Genomic DNA, 20,909 nt, shown 5'->3' on the forward strand with positions numbered 1-20,909 from the left:
TATAGCGATATACCCTCTTGCCATTTAATAACTTCTCGTAATGAAAGACCTTTTATGACCATCGAGCAACTGCGAGCATGGCTGCGTGACTGGGTCGCCCAGGCCACCGGTGTTTCCCCAGAAGAGATCCTAGATTCCAAGCCCCTGGAAAACTATGGTCTTTCTTCGCGGGATGCTGTAGTGCTATCTGGCGAACTGGAAAATCTACTCGGTACCCGCCTCGATGCCACCGTGGCATACGAGTACCCAACCATCGAATTGCTGGCAAATCGCCTGTTGAACGCTCCAGCGCCTCAGCCTGAGGCGCACTCTCCTCGCATAGCGCATGGAGCCGATGTCGCGGTTATTGGTCTTTCGGGCCGCTTCCCGGGTGCAAAAAATGCCCAGGAATTCTGGTCCATGCTGGCCGAATCCCGCGCCGGAACAGGTCCACTGCCGGTAGGACGTTGGTCCGAGTACTCGGCGGACCCTGTAATGAGCGAGAAGATCGCCCAGCAAAATACCGATGGTGGCTATATCGAGGATATTGCTTCCTTCGACGCTGAATTCTTTGGTCTTTCTCCACTCGAAGCCGCCAATATGGACCCCCAGCAGCGCATCCTGTTGGAGCTGGTGTGGGAAGCGCTAGAAAACGCTGGTGTTCCTGCCAACGAGCTGCGCGGCACGCAGACTGGTGTGTACATGGGCTCGACCAATAATGACTATGGCATGCTCATCGCCGCCGATTCTGCCGAGATGCATCCTTATGCGCTGACCGGTATTTCTTCGGCTGTGGTGGCCAATCGCATTTCCTATGCCCTGGATTTCCGCGGCCCTTCCATCAATGTGGATACGGCCTGCTCCTCCTCCCTCGTAGCCGTCAATCAGGCGGTGAAGGACTTGCGCACGGGAAGCGCGGACGTGGCGCTGGCCGGTGGCATAAATATCCTCGCCGCTCCCCACGCGTCGACGGCGTTTTCTGAATTGGGCGTTACCTCTCCGACGAGTGCCATTCACGCTTTTTCTGACGACGCCGATGGCATCGTGCGCGCCGATGCCGCTGGTGTCCTCGTCCTCAAGCGTTTGGAGGACGCGGAGGCGGACGGCGACGATATCTTGGCTGTCATTAAAGGCTCGGCCGTCAACTCCGATGGGCACTCCAATGGCTTGACCGCCCCGAATCCGGAGGCACAGGAGGATGTTCTCCGCCGAGCTTATGCCGATGCGGGCGTGAATCCGCAGGACGTGGACTATATCGAAGCCCACGGCACCGGCACCATCTTGGGTGATCCGATCGAAGCTTCCGCTTTGGGGCGGGTGCTCGGCGCCGGTCGTGGCGCGGATGCGCCGATTTTGCTGGGATCTGCCAAAACCAATATCGGCCACTCCGAATCTGCTGCGGGCGTGGTGGGCCTTATCAAGGTCATCCAGGCCATGCGCAATGATGTGATTCCGGCGAATATCAATTACTCGGCGCCGAACCGTTATATCGATTTCGAAGCCGAGCGCCTGGAAGTAGTCGAGGACCCGCGCGAGTGGCCCGAATACTCCGGCCGCAAGGTCGCTGGCGTATCCGGTTTTGGCTTTGGTGGCACCAATGCGCACGTCGTGCTCACCGATTACCGCGGCACCCCGGCCGAGCGCGAGCCGCAGCTTTCCACCGACACGGTCGCGTTGCCGGTCTCTGGCCTCTTGCCATCGCGCCGGGCACGCGCTGCGGCCCTGTTGGCGGACTTCATTGAGGCGGAAAAGCCCGCGCTTGTCGACGTCGGCCGTACCGTCGCCCGCCGCAATCACTCCCGCTCTCGCGCCGTCGTGGTGGCTAGCTCCGCCGAGGAAGCAGTCAAGCGCCTGCGCCAGGTGGCCGAGGGCAAGGTTTCCGTGGGAATTGCCGCTGCGGATTCCCCGCAGGTGCCGGGTCCGGTATTTGTGTACTCCGGATTTGGCTCTCAGCACCGCAAGATGGCCAAGGACATGATTGCGCTCTCGCCACAGTTCAAGGCCCGCTTGGAAGAGCTAGATAAAATCGTGGACTTTGAGTCCGGGTGGTCCATCATGGACATTGTCAACGATGATGCGCAAACATATGACACCGAGACTGCTCAGGTAGCCATTACTGCTATCCAGATTGCAGTGACGGACTTGCTGGCCTCCTTTGGTGTGCGCCCTGCCGGTGTGATGGGCATGTCCATGGGCGAGATCGCAGCGGCCTATGCCGCGGGCGGTATTTCCGCCGAGGACGCTATGGTAATCGCCTGCCACCGCGCGCGGTTGATGGGTGAAGGTGAGGCGTCGCTAAGCGATGCCGAACAAGGAGCCATGGCCGTAGTTGAGCTCTCTGCCGAGGATATTGCCGCGCTTGATGGAAACATCGAGCCTGCCGTGTACACCGGTCCAGGTATGACCACCGTGGGCGGCCCGCGCCAAGAGGTGCTGGACTTGGTGGAAAAGCTCGATGGCGAGGGCAAATTCGCCCGCGCTCTCAATGTGAAGGCGGCCGGGCACACTTCGGCCGTAGACCCCATCCTGGGAGAGTTGCATGCTGCCATCGCAGGTATGGAAGCCAAGCCGCTGCACACCCCGCTATTTTCCTCCGTCGATAAGGGCACGGTCTATCGTCCTGGAACCACCGTGCATGATGAGGATTACTGGCTGCGCATGACCCGCCACTCGGTCTACCTGCAGGATGCCACCGAGGCGGCCTTCGCTGCCGGGCACAACCAGCTGGTAGAAATCTCGCCAAACCCGGTTGCGCTCATGGGGCTCATGTCCACCGCCTTTGCGGTAGGCAAGGCCGATGCGCAACTGCTGTATGCCCTAAAGCGCAAGGTAGATCCCACCGAGTCTCTCCTCGACTTGCTCAGCAAGCTCTATGTCGCCGGCATGCCGGTGGACTTCGGTGCGGTCTTTGGCTCTGGCGCACGCGTAGAGGCTCCCTATACCCAGTTCAACCGCCAGCGCTTCTGGACCAATGCCCGTCCATCGGCTGGCGTTTCTGGCCTGCCGGGCGCACGCGTTAACCTGCCCGAGGGCAAGGTTGCTTTCTCCACCAATGCGGACCAAGCGCCATCCGCCCTGGCCATCGTCGAGGCTGCGGCCGAGGCCGTCAAGCCAGGAGCACGCATCATCGCCACCGAGGAACACGCCGATTTGCCACCGCACGGCGAGGTCACCACGGTGGTAAATCAGTCCATCGGCGGTATGTCCGTGGCTGTCTACGCTGTTCGTGGTGCACAGACAGAGCTGGTGGCGGAAGGCTTTGCCTCCGCTTTGGATTTGGGGGCGGCGCCTATTCCAGGCGTGGCTGAGGTGCCCGAAAGCGCGCCTGCAGCGACGGAAGAAGTCGATGCCGTGCGCTGGGATCCCACGGAGGAAACCGTGGAGGACCGTCTCGCGCTCATCGTTTCTGAGTCCATGGGCTATGACGTCTCTGACCTGCCGCGAGAGCTGCCGCTCATTGACCTGGGCCTGGATTCCCTGATGGGTATGCGCATTAAGAATCGCGTGGAAAATGACTTCCAGATTCCGCCGCTGCAGGTGCAGGCGCTGCGCGACGCCTCCCTGGCGGACGTCATTGCCATGGTGGAAGAGGCCGTAGCCGGCGGTAACGTAGATACCAGCGAGATTGCTTCCGAGGACACTCCTGCGCCAGAAGAAGATGAGCCGGGCCAGGGCGTGGGTGTTGCCCCGCGCGATGCCTCCGAGCGCATGGTCTTTGGCACGTGGGCTACCTTTACCGGCAAGGCCGCGGCGGGAGTGACCTCTGCACTGCCCAAGATAAGCGACGAGGTTGCTAGCAACATTGCCGAGCGCCTTACCGAACGTGCAGGCATCGAAGTCACTACCCAGCAGGTCCACGAGGCTGAGTCCTTGGAGAGCCTGGCTGACTTGGTCCGTGAGGGACTAGAGACCGAGGTAGAGGGCAATATCCGCGTGCTGCGCGAGGCCGACGGCCCCGCTGTATTCATGTTCCACCCAGCCGGTGGCACCACGGTGGTCTACCAGCCACTGACCCGCCGCCTGCCCGAGGATGTGGCTGTCTACGGAGTCGAGCGCATCGAGGGTTCGCTAGAGGAGCGAGCCAAGGTATATGTCGAGGACATCCTGCACTACGCTCGTGGCCGCAAGGTCGTGCTCGGCGGTTGGTCCTTCGGCGGCGCGCTGGCCTATGAGGTGGCCTACCAGCTGCATCAGCGCACCCAGCGCGGCCAGGATTCGGCGGACGTGGCGTTCATCGCGCTGCTGGATACCACTCAGCCGTCGAACCCGGCTCCGGATACGCCGGAAGAAACCCGTGCCCGGTGGGAGCGCTACGCGGCCTTTGCCAAGAAAACCTACGGACTGGACTTCGAGCCGCCGTACGAGATGCTGGAGACCATGGGCGAGGATGCGCTCATGACCATGTTGGCGGAGTTCCTCGCTACTACCGACGCCTCCGAGCACGGCCTAGCCGCAGGCGTGCTAGAGCACCAGCGTGCCTCTTTCGTGGATAACCAGATTCTGGCCAAGATTGACTTCCACCGCTGGGCCGATGTGACCGTGCCGGTTCTGCTTTTCCGCTCCGAGCGCATGCATGACGGTGCGATTGAGCTGGAGCCGCGCTACGCTGAGATTGACCCCGACGGAGGTTGGGGAGTTATCGTTAAGGATCTAGAAATTGTGCAGCTGCAAGGCGATCACCTTGCAGTACCGGACGAGCCGGCCATCGGCATCGTGGGCAAGCATATGAACGAATGGATCGAGGAGAAGGTACGTGGCGGCCAAGCAGACAACCGCTGAGAAACTCGCTGATCTGCGTGAGCGTCTGGATAAGGCGCAGGACCCAGGAAGTGAGCGCTCGCGCAAGCGCCGCGACGAGGCTGGACGCACCACGCCTCGCCAGCGCATCAATGAACTGCTAGATGAGAGTTCCTTCGTCGAGACTGGTTCTCTGGGTAAGACCCCTGGTGACCCTGAGGCCATCTATTCTGATGGCGTGGTCACCGGCTATGGCCGCATCTCCGGCCGCCCAGTGTGCATCTACGCTCACGATAAGACCGTCTACGGTGGATCTGTCGGCGTGACCTTTGGCAAGAAGGTTACCGAGGTCATGGATATGGCCATCAAGATTGGCTGCCCTGTCATTGGCATTCAGGATTCCGGCGGCGCCCGTATCCAGGATGCGGTGACCTCGCTGGCCATGTACTCCGAGATCGCCCGCCGCCAGCTGCCGCTGTCCGGCCGCAGCCCGCAGATTTCCATCATGATGGGTAAATCCGCCGGTGGCGCTGTCTATGCCCCTGTGACTACGGACTTTGTGATTGCCGTGGACCAGGAAGCGGAAATGTATGTCACTGGCCCCAACGTGATTCGTGAGGTCACCGGTGAGGACATTACCTCCGCCGAGCTGGGTGGAGCTCGCCAGCAGGAGCTCAACGGCAACGTTTCGGCCGTCGTTCCCTCTGAGGAAGACGCCTTCGACATGGTGCGCGATCTCTTGGACCACCTGCCGCTAACGTGCTTTGATGAGGCCCCGGAATTCGCCGCGCCTTCCGACGCCGACGTGGCCGAAGACGAAGACCTCAACTCCTTCATGCCGGATGACACCAATGCCGGCTACGACATGATGGATTTGTTGACCCAATTGGGCGATGACGAGGACATCATTGAAATTCAAGAGAACTTTGCGCCCAATATGATCACCGCCTTTGGGCGCATCGATGGCAAGACGGTGGGATTTGTAGCCAATAATCCCATGCACCTTGCAGGCTGCATTGATGCGGACGCCGCCGATAAGGGCGCACGTTTTATCCGCATCTGCGATGCCTACAACATTCCGTTGGTCTTCGTGGTGGATACTCCGGGCTACCTACCAGGCGTAGAGCAAGAAAAGGTCGGCCTTATCCACCGCGGCGCCAAGTTTGCTTTCGCCGTGGTAGAAGCCACCGTGCCCAAGGTTTCGCTCATCGTGCGCAAGGCCTATGGCGGTGCTTATGCCGTGATGGGGTCGAAGAACCTGACCGGTGATATCAACTTGGCGTGGCCAACCGCACAGATCGCCGTTATGGGTGCCGCAGCCGCCGTGGTGATGATCGCCGGTAAGCAGCTAGACGCCGCCGAGACCCCTGAGCAGCGCGAGATGACCAAGAAGATGTTCATGGACTTCTACGATGAGACCATGACCGCTCCCTATGTTGCGGCTGAGCGCGGCTATTTAGACGCCATGGTTCAGCCGAGTCAATCCCGGTTGGCTCTCCGCCAAGCGCTGCGGCAGCTGGCAACGAAGCAGGAAAGCGACCTGCCGAAGAAGCACACCATTGCCCCGATGTAACGTCATGTGCTTGGATTAGCGATAGGAATATAAAGTCCCAATCCTAGTCAAGGAGTTATTTATGATTCTATCTAGCGCTGTGGATCTCATCAGCGAGATCATTGGTTTCGTAGCCGATATTCTCAATCAAGCAGGCGTACCGGTAAGCTCCAAGTAAAACGAGCAAAAAATAAGGAGGGTTCAACCCTCCTTATTTTTATTTGCGGGCGAAAAGCCGCCAGCCGAAGAAGAATAGCGCGGACATAACGGTTGCCACGATGAGGAAGCTCCAGTGCGGTAGCCGACCATTGACCAGCATCCACAGGGCCATGCCGCCCACGATGGTGCTTAGCCAGACGACGCCGCCTTCCTTCCACTTGCCCTGCACCTTGACGGCCAGGATGATAGCCCAGCCGATGAGCGCGCCGATGGCCCATGGCCAGAAAGCATCAACCCAGGTGGAAAAACTTAGTCCGCCGTGGGCGAGACGGGCGGCCACAGCAAAGAGCATCAAGGCGATGATATCGATGACGGGGGCGATTCTCATGCGTTTTCCTTTCGATTCAAGGCGGCGTAAGTAATGCCCTTGCGAGCATAGTGCCAGAAGTAGATTACCCAGCCAATGATGGTGATAAGGGCAAAGGAAATCAGACGATAAATGATTGCCGCGCCGGTTGCATCTACCGCGGTCATACCGGTGGCAACCAGGGTGGCGATAATGGCGGCTTCCACCGTACCGAGGCCGGCCGGCGTGACCTGAGCAGAGCCAGCCAGCTTAGCGGTGAGATAAGCCAGTGCTACACCGGCCATCGTCGTGGTGTCCTCTCCCGCGTGCAGGGCGGGCAGGTGGCCGGTCACGGCCCACACACAGCCCCACAGCGAGACCATATCGATGAGGCGGTTGGCCAGGGAGTAAAAGGAAACCCAGGCGAATTGGCGGCGGGTGAGGTGGACCTCTTCCAAATTTTTGACCTGATCCACGAGCGCTTCGCGCTTGGAGCCCTTAATGAGCTTTTGGCGGTTGAGCCAGCGGATGATGGTATCCGGATGATTGGTCAGCCAGAACAGACCGCCAGAAAGCGCCAGCATGAGCACCAGGGTGCCAATGAGGGACCACAGAGCCATGTCGGCATTGAGGAAGAGCACGCCGCCCAAGCCGATGAGCACGAGCCACATCGTGGAAATTGCAGAGGACAGCACGAAGAACCAGCCACACAGCATGACGGACGCGCCCCACGTGCGTTGCACGTAGAAGGTGAGAATGGCGGAAAAGGCTGGTCCGGCCGGAAGAGTGGTTGACCACGCATTAGCGGCTAACGTCAGTGCTGCGGTTTCTGAGGCCGGTACCTTGACGCCGCCGGCGCGAATGAGCAGACGCATGACCTCACCCATGGCGAGTACCGCCGCGATGGAGGCGACGATGACCAGTGCTATCGCGGCCGGGTTGGAATTGGACAGCCGCGAAAAGCCTTCGCGCAAGAAGTCCAGCTCATCGCGGAAGACATAAACCAAGACCAGCAAGACGATGAGCGAGAGGATGAGGCGCAGCCAATTCTTCACTTACTTACCCCCTTCGAGGCGTTGTTTGAGTTCAGAGAAGGGAACAGTCTTGCCGCGGTGGGTGGTACCGCCGGTCAAGGTGGTGGTGGCGTGGCGCAGCCAGCTAGGGGCCCACCAGTTATCCTCGCGCAGCAAGTGCATGACGGCCGGGACGAGGAGCATGCGGACAATGGTGGCGTCGATAAGCAGGGCAAAAATCATGCCGTAGGCAATGTATTTCATCATCACGATATCGGAGAAGCCGAATGCGCCCGAGACCACGATCATGATAAGCGCCGCTGCGGTAATGATGCCGCCGGTATGCGCGGTGCCGGCTGCAATGGACTCGTCGGTGGAAGCGCCGCGCCGGCGAGCCTCCACCATACGGGAGACCAAAAAGACCTCGTAATCGGTGGACAGGCCGTAGACAATGGCGATGATGAGCACCAAGATCGGGCTCATGAGCGGGCCGGGCGTGAAGTTGAGAATGTCCGAGCCCAAGCCGGCAACGAACATCAACGTCAGGATGCCCAGCGTTGCGCCAAGAGTTAGCAGTGTCATCACAATGGCCTTGAGCGGCAGTACAAAGGAGCCGAAGACTAGGGCCATGAGCAAGAATGTAGCTAGCACCACGTAGAGCGCCATCCACGGCAGCGTGTGGAAGAGCGCATCGAGGGACTCCACCTCCATGGCGGGAGTACCGCCCACGTAGAGGTTCACGCCTTCAGGGGCCTTGACCTTTTCCAGCTCGTGCACGATCTTCGCGTAGTCATCGCGGTCTTCAATGCCGGCGGAAAGGACGGTAGTGCCGTCCTTGGTGGCGGTCGTCGGCGCCATGGGCTCGGTGAGGCCGTCGAGGCCGCGGACCTGCATGACGACGTCGACAAGCTGCTGGTTCGAGGCATTTTCCACCACGAGCTTGACCGGCTCTGTGCGGAAAGCTGGGAACTCTTCGTTGAATTTATCCTGCGCCACGCGGGTGTCCTGGTCGGGCGGCAGGTAGGACTCGTTGATGCCGCCAAAGGTAATGCTCATGATAGGCAGGGTGAGTGCGATGAGCAGGCCGCATACGGCGATGGTCAGTCCGCGGGCATGGCGCATCGCCCAGCGCGGAAGCTTATACCACCAGGTGTCTTGAATCGTGCGTGCCGTCCGAGAGGCGCGGCGTACAGACCAGGTATCGATCTTGGGGCCGAGCATGCCAAAAAAGGATGGCAGCACGGTGACCGAAAGGAGCGCGGCCAAGCCGACTGCAGAAATGGAACCATAGGCCACGGACTTGAGGAAGGCCTGGGGGAAGAGGAAAAGGCCAGAGAGCGCAACGGCAACCATGGCTGCAGAGAAAACCACGGTTTGGCCGGCCGTTGCAGTGGTGGTGGCCACGGCTTCCTCAGTGGAGCGGCCCTTGTCGAGCTCCTCGCGGAAGCGCGAAACCATAAAGAGGCCATAATCGATGGCTAGGCCGAGCCCCAGCAGCGTGACGACGGCCTGGGCAAAGACATTGACCTGCGAGAAGCTGGCCAGGATGGACAGGATGCCCAAAGAACCCAAGATGGAGAGACCGCCGACCACCAGCGGCATGCAAGCCGCAACGACGGAACCAAAGACCACCAGTAAGAGGATGCCTACCAGTGGCAGCGCAGCCTTTTCGGCGCGGGAGATGTCATGGGACATTCCCTCATCCAGGGCATCTGCAACTGCGGTAGCGCCCGCGATTTCTACTGGGGCGGAGGTATCCGTCAGCGCGCCTTCGATGGCGCGGAAATCCTTCAGCGTCTGTTCGTCATCGCCTTTGAGGCCGATGGCTGCGAAGGCGAGGGAGTGATCGTCATTGACCAGGTTCGGGTTCTTCGTGTCGAAGTAGCTGGTCACCGAGTCAATCTGGTCCGGGTACTCCGCTTTTAGCTGCGCCAAGTGCTGCTTGGCGGCGTCGAAGTTCTCATCGGGGGAGTGGAAGAGCAAGATAACATCGCCGGAGTTATCGCGGCCGAATGTTTCCTGCTCGATCTGGGCCGCGCTTGTCGACGCCGCATTGGGATCCTCCCAGCCCTCCTGGCTCATGCGATCTTCGAGCTGCATGCCAAAGCCGATGAAGAGCGCAAGGATTGCGGCGACGATGATGGCGGGGATGAGCCGGCGGTGCGCATAGGAAAAACGTCCCCATTTTTCAAACATTGGGGCAGCCTCCTAGCGGTTATTAAGCAGCGCAGCCAGGGGGCGGAATGGCTGCAGCCATGCACCACCCTCCGGCAGGTTATCCAGATTCACACGCGGTAGCGGCTCGCGGAATACGCCCTCGATATCCTCCAGGTCCACAAAATTGATATCCGCGTGGCCTACGGCCCATGCGGCATGCTCGTGGAAACCGAGGACCGTCACTGGAAGGCCTTCCGCGATGAGCTCTTCCAAAGGTTCCTGGAAATTCTGGCCATCGGCGGAGGCAACAATCACGCCGGCTAGATCCTCGCGGAGGCTTTCGATGTGGTCGAGCATATCCGGATCTACGTCATCGTCTTCGTGGATCTTGGGCTTGGCAAAAACACCGAAGCCTACGTTGCGGATGGCTTCTACCCATGGGCGGATGACATCGGCGCCGCCCGGGGTGACATTAGTAAAGACATCGGCGCGCGGTTCCGCATCAACGTCCTGGGCAAGGTGTACCAGCCAGCGGCCGATGGCGTCGAAGCGCGGGCGGTGTGCGGCGGTGGGGCGGCCGCCGAGCAGGGAGCCTAGGCCCATGTCCATATTGGGCGCATCCCAGACAAGTAGGTAGGTGCTCATTTATTTCTTCTCCCAGAGATACTCCGTGATCACGTGTTCTTTATCTAGACCCTTGCCCTCAAACTTGGTGATGACCTGACGATCTACCAGCTGCGGGCACTCCGGCCATGGCCAGCCCTTGTAATCCAGGCTTGGTTCTACTTCAACTAGTTCATCGATCCACTCGGCATACCCGGCGTGGTCGGTAGCGACGTGCAGCACACCGCCCTTCTTTAACCGGGAGGCAAAAAGATTGAGGGTGCCTGACTGAATAATGCGGCGCTTGTGATGGCGCGCCTTTGGCCACGGATCCGGGAAGAAGACGCGGATTCCGTCGAGGGATTCCGGTTCAAACATGCGCATCAAGACTTCGATGCCATCGCCGCGGATCATGCGGATATTTTCGATACCCTCACGCTCAATCTGGCCGAGCAGCTTGGCAAGGCCTGGTTTGTAGAGCTCGACGGCGATGATGTTGGTATCGGCTTCTTTCGGTGCCATGGCAGCGGTGGAGGTGCCGGTACCGGAACCGATTTCCACGATCGTCTTGGCGCCGCTGCGGCCGAACCAGGAAGCGAGATCAATGACCTCGTCTTCCAGCACGCGTCCGAGCTCCGGCCAGCGCTTTTCAAAAAGTTCATGCTGGTTATCGGTGAGCGTTCCGCGGCGGAAAGTGACGTTGCCTAGGCGCGGGTAGTCAAGCTCGTTGTGGAAAACGGCGTTGAAGTCGGTTTGTGGCGGGCGGCCAGGGGGCATTTCCCCAGCGCGGGTGTTTTGAGAATTATCTGTGCTATTCATTGCGGCCTATTTTCCCCTGCTTAGCCCCGCCAAGCAATACGCCGCGCCGAGGGATACATGTGGCGATGACATCCCGGATATAACCAGTGGGCCCAGTTGGGGGTGGTAGAAGATCGTTTCGAGGCGGAAAAGTGGGACAATGAACCCCCAGAAAGGGGGAGTGGAAAAGGCGATTTTTAACACATTACCTTCGTATGCGCTTGGTGAAGTTCTGGTTAACGTGGTGGATATAACCGGTGTGGCAAGTTTTGCGCAAATTATTCGGGCGAGCACGTTAATCTTGAGGTGGAAGGCACAGTTGGGGCTTTTTGCTCCAATTTTCACACCCACCCTCAGGAGAATTACTAATGACCGCCACTATCCCAGGGCTCGTCGGAGAGCTGCCGACTAAAAATGAAAAGCTTATCGGCTGGATTAGCGAAAATGTTGAGCTTTTCCAGCCGGACCAGGTGGTCTTTGTAGACGGCTCCCAGGACGAGGCTGACCGTTTGGCCGGCGAGCTGGTGGAAAAAGGCACGCTTATCAAGTTGAACGAGGAAAAGCGACCTAACTCCTACTTGGCTCGTTCCAACCCTTCCGACGTCGCACGTGTGGAATCCCGCACCTTCATCTGTACCGAGCACGAAGATGGCGCCGGCCCTACCAATAACTGGGCTCCGCCTGCGGCAATGAAGGAAGAGATGACGGAAGCTTTCCGTGGTTCTATGAAGGGTCGCACCATGTACGTGGTTCCCTTCTGTATGGGCCCGATTAGCGATCCGGAGCCGAAGTTGGGCGTGCAGCTGACTGACTCCGCCTATGTTGTGCTCTCCATGCGCATCATGACCCGTATGGGTGCTGAAGCCCTGGAGAAAATCGGTGCTGACGGCAACTTTGTCCACGCCCTGCACTCCGTGGGTGCCCCGCTGGAGCCGGGTGAGGAAGACGTGGCATGGCCATGCAATGACACCAAGTACATCACCCAGTTCCCTGAAACTAAGGAAATCTGGTCCTACGGTTCTGGCTACGGCGGCAACGCCATCCTGGCTAAGAAGTGCTACGCGCTGCGCATCGCTTCCGTTATGGCCAAGGAAGAGGGCTGGATGGCCGAGCACATGCTCATCTTGAAGCTGACCAACCCAGAAGGCAAGAAGTACCACGTTGCAGCCGCCTTCCCGTCGGCCTGTGGCAAGACCAACCTAGCCATGATTACCCCAACCATTCCGGGCTGGAAGGCTGAGGTTGTCGGCGATGACATTGCGTGGCTACACCTGCGCGAAGACGGTCTCTACGCCGTAAATCCCGAAAACGGCTTCTTCGGCGTGGCTCCTGGCACCAACTACGACTCCAACCCGATTGCTATGCGGACCATGGAGCCGGGTAACACCATTTTCACCAACGTTGCGCTTACCGACGACGGCGATGTCTGGTGGGAGGAGATGTCCAAGGAGGCACCAGAGCACCTCATCGACTGGACCGGTCAGGACTGGACTCCGTCTTCGTCTACCAAGGCTGCGCACCCTAACTCCCGCTACTGCGTGCCGATTTCCCAGTGCCCGAGCGCTGCTCCAGAGTATGACGATTGGCAGGGCGTAAAGATCGATGCCATCCTCTTCGGCGGCCGCCGCAAGACCACCGTTCCGTTGGTTACCCAGGCTTTTGACTGGAACCACGGCACCATGATCGGCGCTCTTCTGGCCTCTGGCCAGACCGCTGCCGCAGAGGGCAGCGTTGGCACCTTGCGCCACGACCCGATGGCTATGCTGCCGTTCATTGGCTACAACGCCGGTGACTACCTGCAGCACTGGATTGACATGGGTGAAAAGGGCGGCGACCGTATGCCGTCTATCTTCTTGGTTAACTGGTTCCGCCGCGGCGACGATGGCCGCTTCCTATGGCCGGGCTTCGGCGAGAACTCTCGAGTGCTCAAGTGGATCATTGACCGCATCGAGGGCAATGTTGAGGCTGAGGAGACCGTCGTAGGCCACACCGCTCGCGCCGAGGATATCGACCTCGAGGGTATCGACTTTGATATCGAGGATGTGCGCGCTGCTCTCGCCGTCAACCCGGAGGACTGGGAAGACGATATGCAGGATAACGCCAGCTACCTCAACTTCCTAGGCTCCCGCGTGCCATCTGAGGTGTGGGACCAGTTCCACGCCCTGAAGGAGCGCGTAGAGAACGCCTCTTAAAATCAAGGCTCCAGCTAGCCCCCAGCGACACCATTGTTGCTGGGGGTTTTCGCATTGCCTTACCTAGATATAAAAAGTAAACAATAAGTTAATCTTAGTTAATAAAAGTGAAACTCTTTACCAGTAATGGTGAAAAAGATATAAGAATATGAAAATATCTGAAATGTCCAAATAGGGGCTTTCATTTGTCAATCATGGTAGTTCCGTCAACGGCCACCAGTACGTTGACTCTGGCTGCCAACCAGCGAATACGTGGGCCCGTGCGCAGGCATCATCTCGTTGGCTCGGGGCGGATGGCGCTTATTACCGCTTGTGTTAATAGAAGGTAAGCGTCACAAGGGTCGTCGTCATGGGCGACCCTTGCTTTAGTTAAGGAAGTATTTCATGAAAGAAGGCGTTAGCCCTTCTCAACGAATTCTCGCCGCATTTTGCGTACTATCCGCATTGTTCTTGGGGTACTGGGCATTTGCGATGACGCAGTCGGAGGGAATATTCGAAACCGGCTCTTTTATCAACGTCGGATCCTATGGTGGTCAGGGCTCTGAAATTCTTGCTGCACTCGATGAGGCTGCGCAATCGAAGGGTGAACGCATTGCAGTGGAACTCGAGCAACCGGACCATACCGACGTCTACGCCGCTGGGGACTTTGGTGGCACCTGGTACAACACGATTGCGCCGGGCAGTCCAGTTCACATACACGATCTGACGGAATTACCGGATAAAGATCCGCGTCAACTCCTACAACTGTCCGGGGGCGAGGATTTCAAAAATACAGTGTATGGAATTCTGGATGCTCACAGCGCGCAGCATCAGGAACTCGAAAGCCTAGAATGGTCGTTCCTTTTCACGGATACCGCGCTAGCCGGAATTTATTTTTTGATTCTGGCCACGTGCTTTGCTGTCGTCGTGGCCGGTGCGATCGCGCGAACCAGGGATTATGCCGTGTGGCAGCTCATGGGACTATCGCCTAGGGTCATATTTGCACGTGAGTTTCGGCGTTCTTATGCAAGTGCATTTCTTGGTGCACTGGCTATCGCGGCGGTGGCGCTGGTGCTGTGCGGAGTATTGGTTTCGCCACGAGTAATGCTAGGGATTATGCGCTACTCGGCAGTCTTTCTGTTTCCCCTTCTCGTTGTCATGGTGGTGGCATTCCTCCTGACTACATGGGCGTGTAAAAAGCTAGCGTTGAGGGATCGGCTCAAAGGGAAGCTGCCGCAGCGTAGTACCGTGGCAATTGTCGTCTTGTTGAAACTCGTGCCCTGTATTGCAGCTGTAGGACTCATAGCCCCAGCACTAAACCACCTGCATGAAGTGGAGGTGCAAAAAGGCGTTGGTAACTTCTGGAAGCAAGCCGATGATCTGCAGCTCTTGGAACTTTCAGGGGCGCGTGATAGCGATGGCATCGTAGATTCAACACACAAGTTAGCCGAGCTTGCGCGGGCTAAATCTACGGTTGGTCAGTTTCAATATGTACAGTTTTCTGAGGACTCACCGGCAGAGTTCGGCGGAGTCGGCCGCGATATGCTCAGCTTCAATTACACGGCAGCAATGCGTTCGGTGGAAGGCCCACTGCGCGAGAAATTGCAGAATAATCCGCCGCACGAGCCCACAAGGTATATTCCGCGAGGACTGGAAGGCAGTGCAGATTCGGTCCCGAAGGACTTCTATTGCAGCGAGCACGAATGTCCAGTGGAAATCCTCGATAGTGATGACTTCGACGTAGCTACTTGGCAGATAGATGAAACTGGTTGGGGCGAACAGATAAAAACTGCGGGGCCGGTGATGACCATCTATCCGGACGACCAGCTGCCGTCAGATAGAACCATTGTTGCCGGCATGACTCAGAATGGCACTGGCTTTCTGGGTGAGGTTCCGCCTGAGCTTCGCGATGATCCGGACCTTAGCAACTTCGTTTTGAAGACCAACTCGGCTGCACATCTTTGGGCCAAGGGAAATGCGTCGCTGCGTGCCGATACCGTTGCGTTGGTTCTCGGTGTCATTGCTGCGGCTTTGATTGCGCTAACCATGGCGGTCATCGCGGGCTTTTTGTATCGAAAGCTGTTTGCACAGCGGCTTCGCGTCTACCGGTTCATGGGAATCCCTATGGCTCGTGCGTATCGGTACTTGTGGCTTGCTGACGCCGCAATCTGTTGTGTCACCATAGGTTATTTATGGTTCAAAGGCGGCCAAGCACGAGAGTTGGAACGGATGAATAGTATGCCCGCCGTCGTCGCCCAGCTGAAGGTAACGCCAGAAGCAATGGCCTATGGGGTTGGGCTTTCAATTCTTGTGGCCGTCGTTTCGGTAGTGACAATGGTGCACATCTCATATCGGGTAGGAAAGAGATAGAAAAATGAATGAGGCCGTAATAAAGATTCGGGAAGGTCGCTACTCCATTGCTCAACGCACCTTGTGGTCGGGAGTGGACTTAGATATCGCGCCAGGACAAGTAGTGGCCTTAACTGGGCCTTCGGGGTGCGGAAAAACCACGCTATTAAATTGTTTAGGCCTTCTGGACTCGCTCAGCGGCGGAAGCATGGAAGTGCTCGGTCACGATGCTACGCGTATGAAAGAAAGGCAGGCGCGAAAAGTACGCCGCCACGATATTGGCTATCTATTTCAGGATTTTGCACTGGTCGATACCGATTCGGTTGCCGATAATTTGGCCGTAGCATTGCCTCCTAAAACTCCGCAGGCTAAGAAAACTGAAATTATTGCCGGTGCGCTGGAGCAGGTGGGCCTAGCTGGACGAGAGAAGGAGAAAGCATTTTCCTTAAGCGGCGGCGAACAGCAGCGAGTTTCTTTTGCCCGCATCTTGGTACGCACCCCGAGTCTCATCTTGGCGGATGAGCCAACTGCGGCCCTCGACAGTAAGAACAGTGACCGCGTGCTGTCCCTGCTACAGGAACAAGCCGCCGCTGGTGCTGCGGTCATCGTGGTTACCCACGATGACCGAGTCCGAGATCAATGTAGCGAGGTATTCGATCTCAGCGCGTATTGCCATTGAAACTCTTAGGTTGCAATACCAATGTCAGGTTAGAAACCGCGAATTCCCGCACACCTGGCACGCGAGTTAGCCACCAAGCCCAGCTAGGGTGGTAACGGGGGAAGGCGAGTTTGAGCGCGCCGGTGCGCTGTGCCCAGTGGAGGCCGGCGGAGCAGGGGACGTCGAAAAGCGAAGTGCCAAAGACATTCTTGGGCGGGTGACCGTGGCGGCGGGTGTAGCGATCGCGGGCAAACTCGCCGCCCACATAGTGCTCCCACAGGCCGGTCTCGTGGCCGCCGAAGGGGCCGAGCCATACCGTATAGCTCAGGATAGTCAGGCCACCCGGGCGGGTCACGCGCAGCATCTCCTCGCCCATATCCCAAGGATTGGGGATGTGCTCAGCCACGTTGGAGGAATAGACCACGTCAAAAGAGTCATCGGCAAAGGGAAGGTTGGTGCCGTCCCCGCGCACCGAGTTGCTCAAGTGGATGCCAGCCGCAGACATTTCGCCGGCATCTGGCTCTAGTCCCACATAGTGGGCCCCGCGCCGGGCAAAAGCATCCGCAAAATAGCCCGGTCCGCCGCCCACATCGAGTACCCTCGCCCCGGGAAGCTGCACGCCCAGGTCGCGGCCGAGGTTATCTACCAGTGCGGCCGTATCTTCCGCTAGCCCACCGTAGAAAATCTCGGGGTGCGTCTGCTCAAAGCGAAAGGAACGCAACAGCTGCAAGGAGCGACGCAGCGTGGCCATCTCACGGGTATGTCTCATAACCCACTAGGCTAATACCTCACAATGAAGATTCTTTTACTATGCTGGCGCGATTCCACCCACCCGCAAGGCGGGGGCTCGGAGCGTTACTTGGAGCGCGTGGGCGAATACCTCGCGGCGCAGGGCCACGAGGTGGTTTTTCGCACCTCCAAGCACATGAATGCCGCGCGCCGGGAGGTGCGCGACGGTGTGCGCTACAGCCGCGGCGGCGCCAAGTTTGGCGTATATCCACGCGCGTGGGCCGCGATGCTGGCCGGCCGTTTGGGGCTGGGTGACCTGCGCGGCGTGGATGCGGTAATCGATACCCAAAACGGCATTCCTTTCTTCGCCCGCTTGGTATCTGGGGCGCCGACGGTGCTGCTTACCCACCATTGCCATCGCGAGCAGTGGCCGGTGGCAGGTCCCCTCCTGGGCCGCCTCGGCTGGTTCCTTGAGTCCCGGGTGGCTCCGCGTGTGTATCGCGGGGCTCCTTATGTCACCGTTTCTGAGGCTTCCCGCGAGGATCTAGAGGCACTGGGAATTAAGGGTGCGCACATCATTGCCAATGGTCTGGACCCGGTTCCGGACCATGTGCCTTCCCTGGAACGAGAGGCCGACGTGCACTTGGTAACGCTCTCGCGCCTGGTGCCGCATAAGCAGATTGAGCATGCCATGGATACTGTGGCGCAGACCCCGGGCGCGGTCCTGGATGTCATAGGCTCCGGTTGGTGGGAGGCTAACCTGCGTGCCTATGCCGAGGAGCATGGTGTCAGCGATCGCGTGCGCTTTCGCGGTCAGGTAACCGAGGACTATAAGCATGCCTTGCTCGCCCGTGCCGATGCCCTGCTTATGCCCTCCCGCAAAGAGGGGTGGGGCTTGGCAGTAATGGAGGCAGCCCAACATGGGGTCCCCACTGTTGGCTATACGTTTGGCCTGCGTGACAGTGTTATTAACGGTGAGACCGGCATCCTGGTAGAGCGCGAGGAAGACTTCGTGGCGGCCACCAAGCAGCTGCTTGCTGACGCCCCCTTACGCCGCACCCTCGGCTCCAACGCGCGCGATTTTGCCGCTAGCTTCTCGTGGGAGAAGACCGGCGAGCAATTCGCGGAATTGCTGCAAGGGCTAGTAGCGGACAAGCCATCCACAACGCCGTAAACGCCCATGGAACCTGTGGCCGTGGTGCGTCCGTCTCCGCGGCTATAGCACCGTCTACGACAACGACGCCGACACCGATCCGGGCCAGCTGCTTCATATCGTGTGCCTCCCACGCGCGCAGCGCCGCCCGATACTGCGGCGAAGCCTGATCCACCACGGTCCCGTCCACGCTCAATTCCCCGGATTCCACCATGGCCAGCGCCTTGGAATAGGGATCTACCGCCACACCGCCAGGCACCTCTACAAGGTTGGCGCGCTCTGGAAAGAAAGCCACCCGGCCGTCAATCTCGCGCACCAGCTGCTTATCTACCCCCGTATCCCGCGGCGTGAGCACCCCTAGCCGCCCCGGAACCGGAATCAGCTGCACGGCCGCGGCCACGGTGGCTAGTGCCGCCGGCAGGTTCGGCAGCGCACCCAGCGAGGCCACATAAAGCGGCAATGCCAGCATGGTCAGCTTTCCGCTATCGCGCAGTAGCGCCGCCCCTGGAACGTGATCGATGAACCACACCAACGCGCCGGGAACCAGCCAGAAAAACATCGCCCCGCCAAGACCAATAACTGCCAGTATGCTCAGCCGAACGGGAACCCGCCACGCCCCGAGCAGGGCGATGATCGCCACGATGACACCGCATATCGCAAACCCGATGGCTGCTTGTGCATTCCAGATGCCGCCCAAGCGCAGCAGCGCGCCCCCGGTGCCGACGTGCTCTTCGGCTCGCGGGGCAAACGCAGCCACCGCCGCAGCGGTATCGCCGGGCGCAGCGGGATAGAACATGCCCGGAATGGCCCACGGCAAGCACAAGACCACGCCGCCAAGTGCTACCCGCTTGCGGCAGGTCACCGCCGCGGTCACCACGGCAAAGAGTCCACCCGTAGGGGTAAATGAAGCACCCCACATAGCCAGCCACGCCACCCAGCTGCGCTGTTTTCCTGCCCACGCGATGACCGGTAGCAGCCACGCGGCCACCGCAAGGGACCACTGACCCTGCAGGAGGCGCTCGATAACGAAAGGATTGGCCACCGCCACCCCCATCGCGCTCACCGCGGAGGCTGTGGAGCGCGCCCAGCGCGCCGCGGTGAGCGCGGAGGACGCGGCGGCGGCAAAAATGAGCACCCGCGCCGCCCACGCGCCGCCTACTACAGCCAAGAAGCCGTCTTGCGGGGCATTGCGGGCAGGCAAACTTCCGCCGCCGAAAGCCGAAGGGGAAAGCGCCGGATGGCCAAGCAGCGCCATATCGCGCCACAGGAACTCACCGGGCAGGGCGAAGGGCCAGCACACCGCGGCAACGAGGATGAAGCCCCAGGCGAGGAGTAAAAGACGCTTAGCCTTCACGGTGGCGGCGCATGTACATATAGGCAGCACAGAGCAATAGGCCGACGCCGATGGCTTTGCCCGCCCAGCCGACGACCATCAAGGCACGAATGGTGCGAATGACCGGACGCACCTCGTCGAGGCGCTCCGCGCGAGTGTCATCGGACCAGCGCATATCGGCAGCGAAGATGGAGCGATCCTCCGTATCGTTATTGGCCACCATGGTGCCGGCTTGCTGTTCGTCGGCAGCGAAGAAAATCTTGATATTTTCCCGCAGATCCACCATGGTGCCGGTGGTGGGTTCCACGGAGATATCCCGGCCGACGGTATAAAAAGGTTCCACCGTGACCCGGTCAGTGGGATCTAGGCCGAGGAGCTTGCGCGAGTCTTCGTCATAGAACCGCTTCGCCGGACCAGAGATGCGGAAGTCCTTAGCGGCCAGCTGCTTTTCGCCGCTGCCGGAATCGACCGCCTCGGTGGTGATGTTTCTGCGCATATCGGCCAGGGAAATGGGCTGAATATCGTGGTGGAAGGAATAGGTAGGGATACCATCTAGCTTTTCCGTAGTGGTGAAGTCCACCGCCGTGGAGGATTGTGAGGCCAGATCGAAAAAGGGATAGGAGCGCTGCTCGGTCCCGGAGGGGAAAAAGTAGTTGATGCCATCTCGTTCGAAATCTGTGCGGGCCATTCCCGTATCCACTGCCGGCAGGAGGAATTCCCATTTATCCTTAGGGGCAGCCACCGGGTAGGTGGATTCTCGGTTCAACACAGAGTGCTCGGTAATTTGGGCGAGCGGAGTCTCGCCGGCTAGCAGGCGCGATAAAGAATCAGAGTGAGCGAGCGCATCGTCTTCTGCCACCTCAGCGGTCGTGGTGTTGCGCTCGATGGTCAGCAGGTCATGGTGCAGGTAACACCAGATGGGTGCCTTCTTTTCTTGGCACTGCGGATTCTTGCTATCGCCTGTGGCCTTGGCGCCGGCGATAAAGGCGGGCGCATCCATCCACACGCCGGCGGACGGTGCAGTGACAGTGTTGATGTTTTGGTCGAAGGCGAGGGGCCGGGTCTGATTGTTATATAGCGGTGGCACCACAGTGCCCAGCACTAAGAAAATGACGGCGGCAATGACAACCCACGCCAGTGGCGAGCGTGGCCAAAGGTAGCGTTTCATTGCA

The 20,909-nt window shown here is 59.2% G+C and carries 14 protein-coding genes; 6 read left to right on the forward strand and 8 right to left on the reverse strand.

What is annotated here, in order from left to right:
• Positions 1 to 54: 54 nt before the first annotated feature.
• Entirely contained in the window at positions 55 to 4,758 is a 4,704-nt protein-coding gene (gene pks13 / locus I6I12_RS01865) for a polyketide synthase Pks13 (RefSeq protein WP_200288552.1), read from the forward strand.
• Positions 4,733 to 6,289 carry an acyl-CoA carboxylase subunit beta gene (locus I6I12_RS01870; protein WP_023020058.1) on the forward strand — a complete coding sequence of 519 codons (1,557 nt, stop codon included), beginning with the start codon at positions 4,733 to 4,735 and terminating at the stop codon, positions 6,287 to 6,289. The genes pks13 and I6I12_RS01870 overlap by 26 nt, the downstream gene beginning before the upstream one ends.
• Positions 6,290 to 6,485: 196 nt before the next feature.
• Here the strand turns inward: I6I12_RS01870 and I6I12_RS01875 are convergent, their stop codons facing one another.
• From I6I12_RS01875 to trmB, 5 genes are read right to left on the reverse strand one after another with little or no spacing between them, the layout of a single operon-like run.
• Positions 6,486 to 6,815 (reverse strand): DUF3054 domain-containing protein, encoded by a 330-nt coding sequence (locus tag I6I12_RS01875; RefSeq protein WP_023020056.1) that lies wholly within the window; start codon positions 6,813 to 6,815, stop codon positions 6,486 to 6,488.
• Complete coding sequence (locus I6I12_RS01880; RefSeq protein ID WP_200288553.1) at positions 6,812 to 7,828, reverse strand: lysylphosphatidylglycerol synthase transmembrane domain-containing protein; 1,017 nt, start codon at positions 7,826 to 7,828, stop codon at positions 6,812 to 6,814. The genes I6I12_RS01875 and I6I12_RS01880 overlap by 4 nt, the downstream gene beginning before the upstream one ends.
• Complete coding sequence (locus I6I12_RS01885; protein WP_200288554.1) at positions 7,829 to 9,982, reverse strand: MMPL family transporter; 2,154 nt, start codon at positions 9,980 to 9,982, stop codon at positions 7,829 to 7,831.
• Between the two features lie 12 nt (positions 9,983 to 9,994).
• Positions 9,995 to 10,588, reverse strand: a complete 594-nt coding sequence (locus tag I6I12_RS01890; RefSeq protein WP_005325427.1) for an NYN domain-containing protein — start codon at positions 10,586 to 10,588, stop codon at positions 9,995 to 9,997.
• Entirely contained in the window at positions 10,589 to 11,365 is a 777-nt protein-coding gene (gene trmB / locus I6I12_RS01895) for a tRNA (guanosine(46)-N7)-methyltransferase TrmB (protein ID WP_200288555.1), read from the reverse strand.
• 347 nt (positions 11,366 to 11,712) lie between these two features.
• Between trmB and I6I12_RS01900 the strand changes: the two genes are divergently transcribed.
• The 3 genes from I6I12_RS01900 (at position 11,713) to I6I12_RS01910 (ending at position 16,543) form a co-directional block, all read left to right on the forward strand.
• Entirely contained in the window at positions 11,713 to 13,536 is a 1,824-nt protein-coding gene (locus I6I12_RS01900) for a phosphoenolpyruvate carboxykinase (GTP) (protein WP_200288556.1), read from the forward strand.
• A gap of 384 nt (positions 13,537 to 13,920) precedes the next feature.
• The gene (locus tag I6I12_RS01905; protein ID WP_200288557.1) at positions 13,921 to 15,885 is read left to right on the forward strand and encodes a hypothetical protein; all 1,965 of its coding nucleotides are present in this window, start codon (positions 13,921 to 13,923) and stop codon (positions 15,883 to 15,885) included.
• Positions 15,886 to 15,889: 4 nt separating this feature from the next.
• The gene (locus tag I6I12_RS01910; protein WP_200288558.1) at positions 15,890 to 16,543 is read left to right on the forward strand and encodes an ABC transporter ATP-binding protein; all 654 of its coding nucleotides are present in this window, start codon (positions 15,890 to 15,892) and stop codon (positions 16,541 to 16,543) included.
• Here the strand turns inward: I6I12_RS01910 and I6I12_RS01915 are convergent.
• The gene (locus I6I12_RS01915) at positions 16,524 to 17,291 is read right to left on the reverse strand and encodes a class I SAM-dependent methyltransferase (protein ID WP_200288559.1); all 768 of its coding nucleotides are present in this window, start codon (positions 17,289 to 17,291) and stop codon (positions 16,524 to 16,526) included. The genes I6I12_RS01910 and I6I12_RS01915 overlap by 20 nt on opposite strands.
• 24 nt (positions 17,292 to 17,315) lie before the next feature.
• Between I6I12_RS01915 and I6I12_RS01920 the strand changes: the two genes are divergently transcribed.
• Entirely contained in the window at positions 17,316 to 18,425 is a 1,110-nt protein-coding gene (locus I6I12_RS01920) for a glycosyltransferase family 4 protein (protein WP_023020049.1), read from the forward strand.
• On the opposite strand, the gene I6I12_RS01925 is transcribed toward I6I12_RS01920, so the two are convergent.
• Both I6I12_RS01925 and I6I12_RS01930 read right to left on the reverse strand, forming a co-directional pair.
• Positions 18,340 to 19,758 carry an MmpA family trehalose lipid delivery protein gene (locus I6I12_RS01925; RefSeq protein WP_023020048.1) on the reverse strand — a complete coding sequence of 473 codons (1,419 nt, stop codon included), beginning with the start codon at positions 19,756 to 19,758 and terminating at the stop codon, positions 18,340 to 18,342. The two genes, I6I12_RS01920 and I6I12_RS01925, sit on opposite strands and share 86 nt — an antisense overlap.
• The gene (locus I6I12_RS01930) at positions 19,748 to 20,905 is read right to left on the reverse strand and encodes a PorA family protein (RefSeq protein WP_023020047.1); all 1,158 of its coding nucleotides are present in this window, start codon (positions 20,903 to 20,905) and stop codon (positions 19,748 to 19,750) included. The genes I6I12_RS01925 and I6I12_RS01930 overlap by 11 nt, the downstream gene beginning before the upstream one ends.
• Between the last annotated feature and the right edge of the window lie 4 nt (positions 20,906 to 20,909).

This window comes from Corynebacterium kefirresidentii (assembly GCF_016599755.1).
GTDB lineage: Bacteria > Actinomycetota > Actinomycetes > Mycobacteriales > Mycobacteriaceae > Corynebacterium > Corynebacterium kefirresidentii.